Genomic DNA, 12,108 nt, shown 5'->3' with positions numbered 1-12,108 from the left:
GCCATGCCAGAAACCGGAGGTGCACCCGTGGACACCCGCGAGGACTTCAACCGCACGGTGCAGCTGCTCAGCGCCCTGGCCCTGTACGCCCACACCTATGGAGCCGACCCCGCCTTCGTCGACGCCATCGGCCCCTCCCTGGCCGTCTCCCTTCCCGACCCCCCGCCCGGCATCTTCCCGCCCGGCTACGACCCCACCGACGGCCCCCAGTACCCGGGAGGGCAGCCGTGATGGCCCGCCTCCGCGTCGACGCCGTCCTGGTCCAGGCCGTCATCGCCGGGGCGCTGTCCTTCGCCCACCTGCACGACCTCGCCGCCGCTGCCGGACAGGACGGCTGGAAAGCCTGGGCCTACCCGGTCTCGGTCGACCTGCTCCTGGTCGCCGCCTGGCGTCGACTACGTACGGACGGGCCGTCCCGGCTCGCCTGGTGCTGGTTCCTCATCGCCCTGGTCGCCTCGCTCGGCGCGAACGTCGCCACCGCCGGACTCCTCGACCTGAACGACGTCCCGGCCTGGCTGCGCATCCTCGTCGCCGCCTGGCCCGCCCTGGCCTTCATGGGCGGCACCCTCCTCGCCCACTCACCCACTCGGCAGGAGCCGGAAGCGCCGGCACCCTCCGCCCCGGACCCGGAGCATGAGCCCGAACCGGTCACCGCTGCTGAGCCGGACCCGGAACCTCAAGCCGTAGCGGTCCCGGCGGCCGAGGAAGCCCCGGCGCTGCCCACCGCGAAGCCCCGTCCGGTGGTGCCGGTCCCGGCCGCGCTGGTCGACCACGCCCGCAAGGTCGCCGCCGACCACCAGCAGCGCACCGGCTCCCGGATCGACACTGACACCCTCCGCGCCCGCCTCGGCGTCCCGCCCCAGCTCGCGGACGCCATCGCCGCCCAGCTCACCTGACCCGAGAGGAGACCCCGTCATGCCCGCTCGCGACTTCTTCCACTCCGTGATGCGGATCGGCCCGGTGCAGATCGGCACCCACCGCGACCGCAACGGCCAGACCAAGCACGCCGCCGTGTGCAGCTCTGACGGCTGCGGCTGGTCCGCCGACTACTCCAGCCAGTCCGCCGCCCAGCTCGCCGCCCGCACCCACCGCTGCAAGGTCCGCTAGGAGGCCACCCCATGGATGTCCCCCTCTGGTTCGCCCTGGTCGTCGTCGGCTGGCTCGGCGTCAAGCTCATCCGCCCGCCGCTCTGGCTGGTCCTGGTGCTGCTGCTCGGCGGCTACCTCCTCGCCGACAGCCTCCTGTCCCCGGTCATCGACACCGCCGTCAAGTAAGGAGACCCGCCCATGTTCCGGCCCAAGCTCCCGACCATGCCCCAGCCCACCGGCCAGGTCACCCCGCCCGCCGTGGTGGAGCCGACCACCATCACCCCGGGCACCTCGGCTTCGACGCCCATCCCGGCCCCGGTCGCTGGCCCCGCCCGACCCACGGTCCAGCTCACCCCCGGCACCGCACTCGCCCTGGTCGGCGGCGGTACCGCCGTGGTCCTGGTCGTCGGCGCCGTCCTGGTCTCCATGCTCCTCGCGGTCGCCGTCACCGCCGCCTCGGTCGCCGTCTGCGCCGTCGTCCTGCGCTCGCTGCTGGCCTCCCAGCACCGCCGCTGACCGGTCCCGGTAGCGACGCACAAGCCGCCAAGCACGCCGCCGCCTTCCGGGACCCCGTACCTCGCCAACCGCCGTCACCGAAGGGAACACTCATGGACCTGCAGATAGCCGCCGCCCTGGTGCCGTTACTGGGCTGGGCCGTGCACGGGGGCGTCCTCACCCACCGGCTCGCCGCCGCCCGCCGTGACCCGCTGACCGGTCTGCACACCCGCGCCGGATGGACCGCCCGCGCCGAACACTGCATCCGCCGGCATCCGGCCACTGCCGTCCTCCTGGTCGACCTCGACCACTTCAAGGACCTCAACGACACCCACCGCCACGCCGCCGGGGACGCCGCGCTCATCGCCACCGCCGACCGCCTGCGCACCTGGTGCGGCCGTCACGGCACCGCTGGACGCCTGGGCGGGGACGAGTTCGTCGCCGTCGTCCAGGACCTGGCCGCCGTCGACCTCGACGCGCTCACCACCGCACTCCACCGGCCGCTGCCCTACAACGGCGTTTCGCTGCCGCTGGCTGCGTCGGTCGGCGTCTGCCGCCTTGCCGAGCTGCCGGTGCCGCTGCTTACCGATGCCCTCGCCGCCGCCGACGCGGCCATGTACGCGGCCAAGGGCCGTGGTCGCCGGGGCTCACGCCTCTCTCGCTGACCGGCCGCCGGGTGGCGCACAAGCCGCCAAGCACGCCGCCACCCGGGGCCGTTCCTTCCAACCGCAATCGAAAGGAACCACCATCATGACCCAGCACACCCCGCCCGCGTCGCGTATCTGCCCGGCCTGCGACGGCTTCGCCTCCGTCGCCGTCACCATCGGCGGTCGTGACCCGCGCGGGCACCTGCGCACCATCACCGCTCACTGCCCGGTCTGCCACGGCACCGGCACCGTCACCGCCCGCCGCGTCCGGGAGGGCGCTGGTGCCTGAGACGCTGCTCGACCCGACCACCCTCAGCGACCTGCTGAGGGTGGCTTCGGCCGTCGACTACCACCGCTGGGAAGAACAGATACGCCGCACCGGTGGCTGCGCCGACCCCATCCACCTGACCGGCTGGGTCGTGCACAAGGACAAGACCACCGGCGAGACCCTGCACCACTACTCCACCGAGGGCGAGCCGGGCGGCCGTCTCCGCCTCGCCTGCGGCAACCGGCGTGCCTCCCGCTGCCCCTCCTGTGCCTGGACCTACGCGGGCGACACCTTCCACCTCATCCGCGCGGGCCTGGCCGGTGACGACCGCCGCGACATCCCCGCCACCGTCCGCGATCATCCCCGCGTCTTCCTCACCCTCACCGCACCCTCGTTCGGCCCGGTCCACAACCGGCCCGACCGTGGCGTCTGCCGCTGTGGAGTACGGCACGCCCCTGACGCTCCGGAACTGGGCACCGCCCTCGACCCGGCGACGTACGACTACGCGGGCGCGGTGCTGTTCAACAACCACGCCGGACAGCTCTGGCAGCGCTTCACCAACCGGCTCCGTCGCGAGATCGCCGCTCGCGCCGGCCTCACCCAGCGCGAGCTGAAAGAGCGTGCCCGACTGTCGTACGGCAAGGTCGCTGAGTTCCAGAAGCGCGGTGCCCTGCACTTCCATGCCGTGATCCGACTCGACGGCCCGGACGGCCCGGATACTCCTCCCCCGGCCTGGGCGACCGTCGACCTGCTCGCCGACGCGATCCGTGCAGCTGCGGCGCACTCGTACACCTCGGTTTCCGTCCCGGCCGCCGAAGACCAACCCGCGCGGACCTTCCGCTGGGGCACCCAGCTCGACATCCGCCCCGTGAAGGCGTTCGGGGACGGCTCCGACATCACCGAGCAGGCTGTCGCCTCCTACGTCGCCAAGTACGCCACCAAAGCCGCTGAGAACACCGGCACCCTGGACCGCCGCATCGGCGAGCTGGCCGAGCTCGACCGCCACCAGGTCCCCGACCACACCCGCCGCCTGATCGAAGCCTGCAAGACCCTCGACCCGCTCTACCCGGACCGGCGGCTATGGGCCTGGGCTCACATGCTCGGCTTTCGTGGCCACTTCTCCTCGAAGTCCCGCCGCTACTCGACCACGCTCAGCGAACTCCGCCAGGCACGCGCCGAGTACCGGGCCGCCCAGGAGCGCGCCGCCCTCGGCCTCGAGGACGCCGAGCCGGACACCGTCCTGGTCCTCGCTGACTGGCAGTACGCCGGGCACGGCCACACCCCCGGTGAATCCATCCTCGCCGCGACCATCGCCCGCGACCTCCAGCTCAACCGCGAAACCGCCCGCGAAGCCCTACGCGACCAACTCGCCGACGAAAGGGAGTGCTGACCATGGCCTCAGAGCTGCCGAACCGGTTCCTGACTCCTGAGGACCTGGTCGAGATGTTCGAGCTGCCCAGCGTCGAGACGGTCTACCAGTGGCGTCGCAAGCGCACCGGTCCCCGCGGCTTCCGCGTCGGCCGGCACCTCCGCTTCGACCCGACCGACGTGCGTGCCTGGGTGGACTCACAGATTGGTGAGGCTGCCTGATGGCGGGGCACATCCAAGACCGCTGGTACAAGACAGAGACCGGTCCGGACGGCAAGCCCGTCAAGGTCAAGACTGACAGATACGGCGCTGGCATGCGTTACCGCGCTCGGTACATCGGCCCTGACGGCACCGAGAAGTCCAAGAGCTTCCCGGACCGACAGAAGCGCCTCGCCGAGCAGTGGCTCACGGACATCGCGTCGGACATGTCGCGCGGTCGGTACATCGACCCGCGTGCCGCTCGGGTCACCTTCCAGAGCTACGCCGAGAAGTGGCTCAAGACGCACGGCATCGACCCGGCCAGTCAGGTCGTCGTCGAGCAGCGGTTACGCCTGCACGCGTTTCGCCTGATCGGCTCTCGGCCGCTGGACTCGTTCCGCCCGGAGCACATTCGTGCGCTGGTGAGCGCGCTGGAGAATGACCCGGCCGTGAGCGGCGGCTATGCGCGGAACATCTACGGCGACGTACGGGCCGTCCTCAGTGCGGCGGTCGACGACGGGCTGTTGCCCCGTAACCCGTGCTCCGCGAAGTCCGTTCGTCCACCGGCCGCCGAGCAACGCCGGGTTGTGCCGTGGCTGCCCGCTCAGGTCCGGGCGGTCCGCGCGGCTCTCCCCCAGCGCTACCGGCCCATGGTGGACGTGGGTGCCGGGTGCGGACTTCGTCAGGGGGAGATCGTAGGGCTGGCTGAGGATGCGCTCGACTTCGACGGCGGCATCATCCGGGTCGTCCGGCAGGTGAAGCTGATCCGAGGGAAGGCCGTATTCGCTCCTCCGAAGTGCAACAAGGAGCGGGACGTACCCTTGCCGCCCTCGGTGGCCGAGTCCCTGCGGGCCCACATGGACGCCTTCAAGCCCGTCGAGATCACCTTGCCGTGGCGCAAGCCGGACGGCCCGAAGGTCTCCGCCCGTCTCCTGTTCACGAACACCGCCGGCGGCCTCGTCTGGCGCAGCAACTTCAACGTCCAGGAGTGGAAGCCCGCCCTTGGGGCGGCCGGACTGATCTCGACGGCCGGGGCCGACGGCAAGTACGAGTCCGCTCGGGAGCACGGCATGCATGCCCTGAGGCACTTCTACGCCTCGGTGCTCCTGGACGCCGGCGAAAGCATCAAGGCCGTGAGCGAGTACCTGGGACACGCTGACCCTGGGCTGACGCTGCGGGTGTACGCGCACCTCATGCCGTCAAGTCAGGACCGCACTCGCAGGGCGATCGACAGCGTGCTGAGGTCAACGCCGAAAAAGCGGTGACCTGTTGAGCCATGGGTCCCTAACCTGCGTCTATGGGAGTAGTCAAAACGTGCGGCTGGTGCAACGACCGGTGCAACATGAAGAACGTGCACACAGCCGAGGTTGGCACCGCCGGATGGGGTGAGCTGAAGCGCGTCGACATGGTCTTTCGTTGCGATGGCTGCGGTCATCTCAGCGTCGCAACCGGTCGGCAAGAGCTTGTGCCGTTCAGCTCCAGCGGCAGCACACGCCTGGTCGTGGACGGCCCAAGCGCGTGGTTCCCTCGGCAGGTCGGCAGGCGCGTCTACGACGATGTCCCGGCGACAATCGCCAGCATGGCCATCGAGGCGCACCAGTGCCTATCCATCGAAGCTAACAGGGCGGCTGTAGCCTTGGCCCGTGCTGTTGTCGAAGCCACAGCTAAGGATCGTGGGATCACAACCGGCACTCTCGAAAAGAAGATCGACAAACTGTTCGAGCAGCAACTTATTCGGGAGTACGTCAAGGACGCGGCCCACGAAGTCCGGTTCGGGGGAAACGAAGTCGCTCACGGCGATCTTGTGGCTGAGCCGATGGACAACGCCACCGCGACCGAGGTCCTCGGTCTAATGGACGAGATCCTTGACGAGGTGTTCCAGTCTCCTGCGCGGGTCAGACGTCGCAAGGAGCAAAGACTTGAGCGCGAGCGGCGACTCAAAGAGGGAGACGGGGCCGGCGCCGGTGAGGTGCCGCAAGAGACGCCCGCTGGTGATGTCGTGAGCGTCACCGAAGAGCCCCCGTTCTGACCGCCACGGCCCAGAGACGGCCCAGTGACCCAAACCTAGCCCCCTGCCCGCGCTAAATGCGCTGGTGGGGGGCTTACTGCTGCCCACTCGCTGCCAGTTCTCCGGGCTTCGGCATAACCCTTCCAGTGTGGCAGATCCACTCGGGTGACCCGGCCGGGAGCGTGGGGGCCCGCCAGTAGCATGATCCAATCCGAACCCGGGGGGGCTTGTGCGAACGAGATCGACCGCTGTGACGGCGGCCCTGGCATGCCTGGTGCTGGTGGGAGCCGCCGTGGTCGCGGGCGACAGCGCGGCGGAGGAGCGCTCCGCCGCGGAGGTGCTCGACGAGGCGAACGAGAGGATGCGTGCGCTGACGTCGGTGACGATCGACGGGGTCACCGATGTCGCCGGTGGCGGTGGCTACTCCATCCATGTGACGACCGACCTCACAGGCCGTTGTACGTCCAAGGTGACGTGGGACACGGGCGCCGGGCTGGAGCAGATCCGCATCGGTGATTCGGACTACGTCCGCCCGAACCGCGCCCTCGTCGAGCAGTCGGGCCAGGACGTGGCCGGGACTCAGGAGCAGCGCTTTTGGGCGAAGACCCCTGCCGCCGAGGCGCAGCGCGAGGAAGGGCTCATCGACTGCACCCACGACTTCACCTCCTTCGGCACAGTGACGAAGGGGAAGCCGGCCGAGGTCGACGGTGAGTGGGCGATCGTGCTGAAGGTGACCGAGGCGGACGACGAAGGGTCCTTCACCTTCTACGTCGCAGCCGAGGGCGAGCCGTACATACGCAAGGTCGTCTACGAGGGGCCCGAGTATCACTCCACGACGGAGTTCAGCGCCTTCGACGAGCCCCTGAACGTGCGGCCCCCGGCCGAGGCCGACGTGCTGGACATGAGCGTCCTCGGGCGGTGAGGGGGACGGGGGCCGGCTCGCTCAGAACAGCCGGAGGGTCGCCCTCGTGGGCGAACATGCGACGGGCCCCCGACCTGGGCTTTCAGGACGGGGGCCCGGTTCACGCGCGTGCGGGGCGTCAGCCCGAGCCCACGAAGAGGACCAGGAGGAGCCAGACCACCGGGGCCGTGGGGAGCAGGGAGTCCAGGCGGTCCATGATGCCGCCGTGGCCGGGCAGCAGCGTGCCCATGTCCTTGATGCCCAGGTCCCGCTTGATCATGGACTCGCCGAGATCGCCCAGCGTGGCGCTGGCCGCGACCGCGAGGCCCAGCAGCAGACCCTGCCACCAGGTGCCGTCGTCGATCAGGAACTGCATGCACAGCGCGCCCGCGACCATCGCGAAGGACACCGCGCCCAGCAGGCCCTCGCGGGTCTTGCCGGGGCTGATGCGCGGAGCGAGCTTGTGCTTGCCGAAGCGCCAGCCGACGGCGTACGCGCCGGTGTCGCTGACGACCGTCAGCAGCAGGAACGTCAGCACCCGGAAGGCACCGTCGTCGGCCGTGAGCATCAGCGCGACGAAGGTGGCCAGGAACGGGACGTAGAAGGCCGCGAAGACACCGGCCGTCACGTCCTTCAGATAGCCCTCGGGCGGCTCGGTCATCCGCCAGACCAGGACCGCGAGCGCGGTCAGGGCCATGGCGACCCAGGCGCCCTCGGGCCCCCGGACGTACCCGGCGACGACCATCGCCGCGCCGCCGACCGCGAGCGGCACCAGGGGCGCGTTGATGCCCTTGCGCTCCTGGAGCCTGCTGGTCAGCTCCCACAGCCCGACCACGACGGCGACCGCTATCACGCCGATGAACACGGCCTTGACGACGAACAGCGAGGCGACGATCACCGCGCCGAGCCCGACGCCGACCCCTATGGCGGCGCCCAGGTCTCGGCCCGCGCTCTTCTTCTGCGGTGCGGGCGCCGGCTGGGGGGCGTCGGGCATGGGCTCCGGATTCTGCGGCACCGCCGCAGAGGGCTGTGCCGACGGGGTCTCGTGGCGGAACGTCTCATCACGGAACGCCTGGTCGGGCGCACCGGGGCGGAACGTCTCGTCTCGGAACAAGGGACCGCCCAGCCGAGCGGCCCCCCGGTCGTCATCCTGGTTTCCGCCGTGTGCGGGTACGTCGGGGACGATGGGCATGGGGCGAGTCTGCTGCGCCTCAGGCGCATCGTACGCGGGACCCGCCGGGGCAGCCCCCTGGACAGGCCCCTGGCCGACGGACCGCTGGTCGACGGGCCCCCAGTACGCCGGCTGGTACCCCGGCTGTGCCCCCGTGTGCGGGTGGCCGGCGTGCGGCGGAGGGCCCCAGGAAGAGTCGTTCATCAGACCTCGAGGAGTTCCGACTCCTTGTGCTTCAGGAGCTCGTCCACCTGGGCGACGTACTTCGCCGTGGTGTCGTCGAGCTCCTTCTCCGCACGACGGCCCTCGTCCTCGCCGACCTCGCCGTCCTTGACGAGCTTGTCGATCGCGTCCTTGGCCTTGCGGCGCACCGAGCGGATGGACACCTTGGCGTCCTCGCCCTTGCCCTTGGCGACCTTGATGTACTCGCGGCGGCGCTCCTCGGTCAGCTCCGGGAACACCACACGGATGATGTTGCCGTCGTTGCTGGGGTTGACGCCCAGGTCCGAGTCGCGGATGGCCTGCTCGATGTTGCGCAGCGCCGTCTTGTCGAACGGGGTCACGACCGCCATGCGCGGCTCCGGCACGGAGAACGAGGCCAACTGGTTGATCGGCGTCGGCGCGCCGTAGTAGTCGGCCACGATCTTGTTGAACATCGCCGGGTGCGCACGGCCGGTGCGGATCGCGGCGAAGTCCTCCTTGGCGACCACGACGGCCTTCTCCATCTTCTCCTCGGCCTCGAGGAGGGTCTCTTCGATCACCACTTGCTCCTGCGTGTCTTGAGTAGGCCCGGCTGCGGTTCCCTGTCGGTGGCGGCGGCCGGCTGCGTCGCGTCTTCTTCCTGCACGGTTCCCGACCGGCAGGACATTGTCCATCCCCCGGCCAGGGTCCGTCCCCCGGTCAGGTGTTGTCGTGCGGACCGGGGTTTCAACCGGTCAGGCCCGGCTGTCCTGCTCACCCACAAGCGTGCCGATCTTCTCACCCCTGACGGCGCGAGCGATATTGCCCTCCGCCAGAAGCTCGAAGACGAGGATCGGGAGCTTGTTGTCGCGGCACAGCGTGATGGCGGTGGCGTCGGCGACCTTCAGGTCCCGGGTGATGACCTCGCCGTAGCCGAGGGCGTCGAACTTGACGGCCTCGGGGTTGGCCTTGGGGTCGGAGTCGTAGACGCCGTCCACGCCGTTCTTGCCCATCAGCAGCGCCTCGGCGTCGATCTCCAGGGCGCGCTGGGCGGCGGTGGTGTCGGTGGAGAAGTACGGCATGCCCATACCGGCGCCGAAGATCACCACGCGCCCCTTCTCCAGGTGGCGCACGGCGCGCAGCGGGATGTACGGCTCGGCGACCTGGCCCATGGTGATGGCGGTCTGGACCCGGCTGTCGATGCCCTCCTTCTCCAGGAAGTCCTGGAGGGCGAGGCAGTTCATGACGGTGCCGAGCATGCCCATGTAGTCCGACCGGGCCCGGTCCATGCCGCGCTGCTGGAGTTCGGCGCCGCGGAAGAAGTTGCCGCCGCCGATGACGACGGCGACCTGCGCGCCGTCACGGACGACGGCCGCGATCTCCCGGGCGATCTTGTGCACCACATCGGGGTCCACGCCGAGGCCCCCGCCGCCGGAGAATGCCTCGCCGGACAGCTTCAGCATGAACCGGCCGCGTACTTTGCCGTCGTCGCTCTTCTGGGCCTTGGTGGTCATGGGGGTTCCCGCCTCTTTCACGTGGTGCACATGCGAAGAAGGCCATTGCCGGTGGGGTGTCGATCGCATCCCATACGCGGCAATGGCCTCCTCGTCAGATCTGCTGTCGTCCGCCACGCACACGCGCGTGACGGCGTACCGGGACGACTGCCTACGACCCTCTTGGGGCCGACCCTATAGGGGTCCGGCGTCCGTCGCGGTACGGACTCAGATGCCGACCTTGATGCGCGAGAAGCGCTTCAGGGTGACACCGGCCTCGTCCAGGACCTTCTGGACGGACTTCTTGTTGTCGAGCGCGTACGGCTGACCGAGCAGCGTCGCGTCCTTGAAGAAGCCGTTGAGGCGACCCTCGACGATCTTGGCGATCGCGGCCTCGGGCTTGCCCTCGGCGCGGGTGGTCTCCTCGGCGATGCGGCGCTCGGACTCGACGACCTCGGCCGGCACGTCCTCCTTGGAGAGGTACTTCGGCGCGAAGGCGGCGATGTGCTGGGCGACGCCCTTGGCGACATCGGCGTTCGGCTTGTCCAGCTCGACGAGGACACCGATCTGCGGGGGCAGGTCGGGCATCGTGCGGTGCAGGTACGCGGAGACGAAGCCGTCGGCGAACTGCGCGAAGCGGTCCAGGACGATCTTCTCGCCGAGGTTGGCGTTGGCCTCGTCCACGAACGCCTGGACGGTCTTGCCGGGCTCGATCTCGGAGGCGAGCAGGGCCTCCAGGTCGGCCGGGGCGGTCTTGGCGACGTGCTCGGCAATGGTCTTGGCCACGGCCTGGAACTTCTCGCCCTTGGCGACGAAGTCCGTCTCGCACTTCAGCTCGACCAGGACACCGGAGGCGTTGTCGTCGGCGATGATCGCGACCACGGCGCCGTTCTCGGCGGAGCGGCCCTCGCGCTTGGCGACGCCCTTCTGGCCCTTGATCCGGAGCGCCTCGACGGCCTTCTCGACGTTGCCGTCGGCCTCGTCCAGGGCCTTCTTGCAGTCCATCATGCCGGCGCCGGTGAGCTCGCGGAGCTTCTTGACGTCAGCGGCGGTGTAGTTCGCCATGAGTCTTGAGTCTTTCTCGAAGTCTGGAAGATCGGAGATCCGCACGGGCCCGCGACCGGCGTGCGGCCGGATCGCGGGCGTCATGTCGGCCTGCGGGTGACGGGTGGGGGCGGGGTTGGGGCCGCCCCCACCGTCAACGCCGGTGTCAGGCCTCGTCGCCCTCGGCCTTGACCTCGGCGGCGGCGTTCTCGACGGCCTCGGAGATCGGGGCGTCGGGGGCGGGGGACTCGGCGGCGACCTCGACGGCCTGCGCGGCCTCGTCGGCCTTCTTCTCGCCCTCGAGCAGGTCGCGCTCCCACTCGGCCAGCGGCTCGCCCGCGGCCTTCTCGCCCTTGTCGCCGGTGGCGACGCCGGAACGGGCGATGAGGCCCTCGGCGACGGCGTCGGCGATCACGCGGGTGAGCAGGGTGACGGAGCGGATCGCGTCGTCGTTGCCCGGGATCTTGTAGTCGACCTCGTCGGGGTCGCAGTTCGTGTCGAGGATGGCGACGACCGGGATGTTCAGCTTCCGGGCCTCGCCGACCGCGATGTGCTCCTTCTTGGTGTCCACGATCCAGACGGCGCTGGGAACCTTGGACATCTCACGGATACCACCGAGGGTCTTCTCCAGCTTGGCCTTCTCGCGCGAGAGCACGAGAAGCTCCTTCTTGGTGAGACCGGACGCGGCGACGTCCTCGAAGTCGATCTGCTCGAGCTCCTTCAGGCGCTGAAGGCGCTTGTAGACGGTCGAGAAGTTGGTGAGCATGCCGCCCAGCCAGCGCTGGTTGACGTAGGGCATGCCGACGCGGGTGGCCTGCTCGGCGATGGCCTCCTGCGCCTGCTTCTTCGTGCCGACGAACATGACCGTGCCGCCGTGGGCGACGGTCTCCTTGACGAACTCGTAGGCGCGGTCGATGTACGACAGCGACTGGAGCAGGTCGATGATGTAGATGCCGTTGCGCTCGGTGAAGATGAAGCGCTTCATCTTCGGGTTCCAGCGACGGGTCTGGTGACCGAAGTGGACGCCGCTCTCCAGCAGCTCCCGCATCGTGACGACGGCCATGGCCGTTCTCCTTGGGTTTCTCGGTTGTGCCGCGGATGCCGGACGGCTCCCGCGCCTGACGCCCGCGGTGCGCCGAGCCACGAAGGACCGAGGGGCGCGGATACCGGAAGACCGACCGTGGCCGGCCCCCGATACCGGGGCGTGCGAAGTCGACCCGGTGACCCGGATCGCCAGAAGAAGTGTA

General features: G+C 69.7%; 17 protein-coding genes. 12 read left to right on the top strand and 5 right to left on the bottom strand.

The window, feature by feature from the left end; translation table 11 throughout:
- Positions 1 to 27 precede the first annotated feature (27 nt).
- The 12 genes from AFM16_RS27935 to AFM16_RS27885 all read left to right on the top strand — a co-directional run bounded on the left by AFM16_RS27935 (position 28) and on the right by AFM16_RS27885 (position 6,994).
- Complete coding sequence (locus tag AFM16_RS27935) at positions 28 to 231, top strand: hypothetical protein (RefSeq protein ID WP_229886131.1); 204 nt, start codon at positions 28 to 30, stop codon at positions 229 to 231.
- Positions 231 to 896, top strand: coding sequence for a DUF2637 domain-containing protein (locus AFM16_RS27930; protein ID WP_078634966.1), 666 nt, complete (start codon positions 231 to 233; stop codon positions 894 to 896). Before AFM16_RS27935 ends, AFM16_RS27930 begins: the two co-directional genes overlap by 1 nt.
- 19 nt (positions 897 to 915) lie before the next feature.
- Positions 916 to 1,107 carry a mobile element transfer protein gene (locus AFM16_RS27925; protein WP_019527587.1) on the top strand — a complete coding sequence of 64 codons (192 nt, stop codon included), beginning with the start codon at positions 916 to 918 and terminating at the stop codon, positions 1,105 to 1,107.
- An 11-nt stretch (positions 1,108 to 1,118) separates the two neighbouring features.
- Positions 1,119 to 1,274 carry a hypothetical protein gene (locus tag AFM16_RS38720; protein ID WP_106412442.1) on the top strand — a complete coding sequence of 52 codons (156 nt, stop codon included), beginning with the start codon at positions 1,119 to 1,121 and terminating at the stop codon, positions 1,272 to 1,274.
- A 12-nt stretch (positions 1,275 to 1,286) separates the two neighbouring features.
- Entirely contained in the window at positions 1,287 to 1,604 is a 318-nt protein-coding gene (locus tag AFM16_RS27920; RefSeq protein WP_078634965.1) for a SpdD-like protein, read from the top strand.
- A 92-nt stretch (positions 1,605 to 1,696) separates the two neighbouring features.
- A complete protein-coding gene (locus AFM16_RS27915) occupies positions 1,697 to 2,248 on the top strand; it encodes a GGDEF domain-containing protein (RefSeq protein WP_078634964.1) in 552 nt (183 codons plus the stop codon).
- Positions 2,249 to 2,333: 85 nt separating this feature from the next.
- Positions 2,334 to 2,519 carry a hypothetical protein gene (locus AFM16_RS27910; protein WP_078634963.1) on the top strand — a complete coding sequence of 62 codons (186 nt, stop codon included), beginning with the start codon at positions 2,334 to 2,336 and terminating at the stop codon, positions 2,517 to 2,519.
- Positions 2,512 to 3,888: a replication initiator protein RepSA gene (gene repSA, locus AFM16_RS27905; RefSeq protein WP_078634962.1), complete on the top strand. Its 1,377-nt coding sequence runs from the start codon at positions 2,512 to 2,514 to the stop codon at positions 3,886 to 3,888. The genes AFM16_RS27910 and repSA overlap by 8 nt, the downstream gene beginning before the upstream one ends.
- Before the next feature lie 2 nt (positions 3,889 to 3,890).
- Positions 3,891 to 4,088 carry a helix-turn-helix transcriptional regulator gene (locus tag AFM16_RS27900; RefSeq protein WP_031017537.1) on the top strand — a complete coding sequence of 66 codons (198 nt, stop codon included), beginning with the start codon at positions 3,891 to 3,893 and terminating at the stop codon, positions 4,086 to 4,088.
- Positions 4,088 to 5,329: a tyrosine-type recombinase/integrase gene (locus AFM16_RS27895; RefSeq protein WP_078634961.1), complete on the top strand. Its 1,242-nt coding sequence runs from the start codon at positions 4,088 to 4,090 to the stop codon at positions 5,327 to 5,329. Before AFM16_RS27900 ends, AFM16_RS27895 begins: the two co-directional genes overlap by 1 nt.
- A gap of 32 nt (positions 5,330 to 5,361) precedes the next feature.
- On the top strand, positions 5,362 to 6,093 hold the full coding sequence (locus AFM16_RS27890; protein WP_078634960.1) for a DUF4145 domain-containing protein: 732 nt from the start codon (positions 5,362 to 5,364) through the stop codon (positions 6,091 to 6,093).
- Positions 6,094 to 6,322: 229 nt separating this feature from the next.
- The gene (locus tag AFM16_RS27885) at positions 6,323 to 6,994 is read left to right on the top strand and encodes a hypothetical protein (RefSeq protein ID WP_245177817.1); all 672 of its coding nucleotides are present in this window, start codon (positions 6,323 to 6,325) and stop codon (positions 6,992 to 6,994) included.
- Between the two features lie 118 nt (positions 6,995 to 7,112).
- Here AFM16_RS27885 and AFM16_RS27880 read toward each other — a convergent pair whose 3' ends face one another.
- From AFM16_RS27880 to rpsB, 5 genes are all read right to left on the bottom strand, one after another.
- A complete protein-coding gene (locus tag AFM16_RS27880; RefSeq protein WP_078634958.1) occupies positions 7,113 to 8,348 on the bottom strand; it encodes a phosphatidate cytidylyltransferase in 1,236 nt (411 codons plus the stop codon).
- Positions 8,348 to 8,905: a ribosome recycling factor gene (gene frr, locus AFM16_RS27875; protein WP_009190895.1), complete on the bottom strand. Its 558-nt coding sequence runs from the start codon at positions 8,903 to 8,905 to the stop codon at positions 8,348 to 8,350. Before frr ends, AFM16_RS27880 begins: the two co-directional genes overlap by 1 nt.
- A 174-nt stretch (positions 8,906 to 9,079) precedes the next feature.
- Positions 9,080 to 9,838, bottom strand: a complete 759-nt coding sequence (pyrH, locus tag AFM16_RS27870; protein ID WP_030797878.1) for a UMP kinase — start codon at positions 9,836 to 9,838, stop codon at positions 9,080 to 9,082.
- A gap of 207 nt (positions 9,839 to 10,045) precedes the next feature.
- Positions 10,046 to 10,882: a translation elongation factor Ts gene (gene tsf / locus AFM16_RS27865; protein ID WP_078634957.1), complete on the bottom strand. Its 837-nt coding sequence runs from the start codon at positions 10,880 to 10,882 to the stop codon at positions 10,046 to 10,048.
- A gap of 145 nt (positions 10,883 to 11,027) precedes the next feature.
- A complete protein-coding gene (rpsB, locus tag AFM16_RS27860; protein ID WP_030797874.1) occupies positions 11,028 to 11,924 on the bottom strand; it encodes a 30S ribosomal protein S2 in 897 nt (298 codons plus the stop codon).
- Positions 11,925 to 12,108: the final 184 nt, after the last annotated feature.

The sequence above is a fragment of the Streptomyces antibioticus genome (assembly GCF_002019855.1).
Classification (GTDB): domain Bacteria; phylum Actinomycetota; class Actinomycetes; order Streptomycetales; family Streptomycetaceae; genus Streptomyces; species Streptomyces antibioticus_B.
The sequence above is the reverse complement of the archived record's forward strand: the minus strand, read 5'-3'. Positions and strand labels throughout refer to the sequence as shown.

Bases quoted from the DNA above. Each gene is read 5' to 3' on its own strand.
- AFM16_RS27930 (WP_078634966.1), top strand. From the start codon at position 231: ATGGCCCGCCTCCGCGTCGACGCCGTCCTGGTCCAGGCCGTCATCGCC.
- AFM16_RS27925 (WP_019527587.1), top strand. From the start codon at position 916: ATGCCCGCTCGCGACTTCTTCCACTCCGTGATGCGGATCGGCCCGGTG.
- AFM16_RS38720 (WP_106412442.1), top strand. From the start codon at position 1,119: ATGGATGTCCCCCTCTGGTTCGCCCTGGTCGTCGTCGGCTGGCTCGGC.
- AFM16_RS27920 (WP_078634965.1), top strand. From the start codon at position 1,287: ATGTTCCGGCCCAAGCTCCCGACCATGCCCCAGCCCACCGGCCAGGTC.
- AFM16_RS27915 (WP_078634964.1), top strand. From the start codon at position 1,697: ATGGACCTGCAGATAGCCGCCGCCCTGGTGCCGTTACTGGGCTGGGCC.
- AFM16_RS27910 (WP_078634963.1), top strand. From the start codon at position 2,334: ATGACCCAGCACACCCCGCCCGCGTCGCGTATCTGCCCGGCCTGCGAC.
- AFM16_RS27900 (WP_031017537.1), top strand. From the start codon at position 3,891: ATGGCCTCAGAGCTGCCGAACCGGTTCCTGACTCCTGAGGACCTGGTC.
- AFM16_RS27895 (WP_078634961.1), top strand. From the start codon at position 4,088: ATGGCGGGGCACATCCAAGACCGCTGGTACAAGACAGAGACCGGTCCG.
- AFM16_RS27890 (WP_078634960.1), top strand. From the start codon at position 5,362: ATGGGAGTAGTCAAAACGTGCGGCTGGTGCAACGACCGGTGCAACATG.
- AFM16_RS27880 (WP_078634958.1), bottom strand. From the start codon at position 8,348: ATGAACGACTCTTCCTGGGGCCCTCCGCCGCACGCCGGCCACCCGCAC.
- pyrH (WP_030797878.1), bottom strand. From the start codon at position 9,838: ATGACCACCAAGGCCCAGAAGAGCGACGACGGCAAAGTACGCGGCCGG.
- tsf (WP_078634957.1), bottom strand. From the start codon at position 10,882: ATGGCGAACTACACCGCCGCTGACGTCAAGAAGCTCCGCGAGCTCACC.
- rpsB (WP_030797874.1), bottom strand. From the start codon at position 11,924: ATGGCCGTCGTCACGATGCGGGAGCTGCTGGAGAGCGGCGTCCACTTC.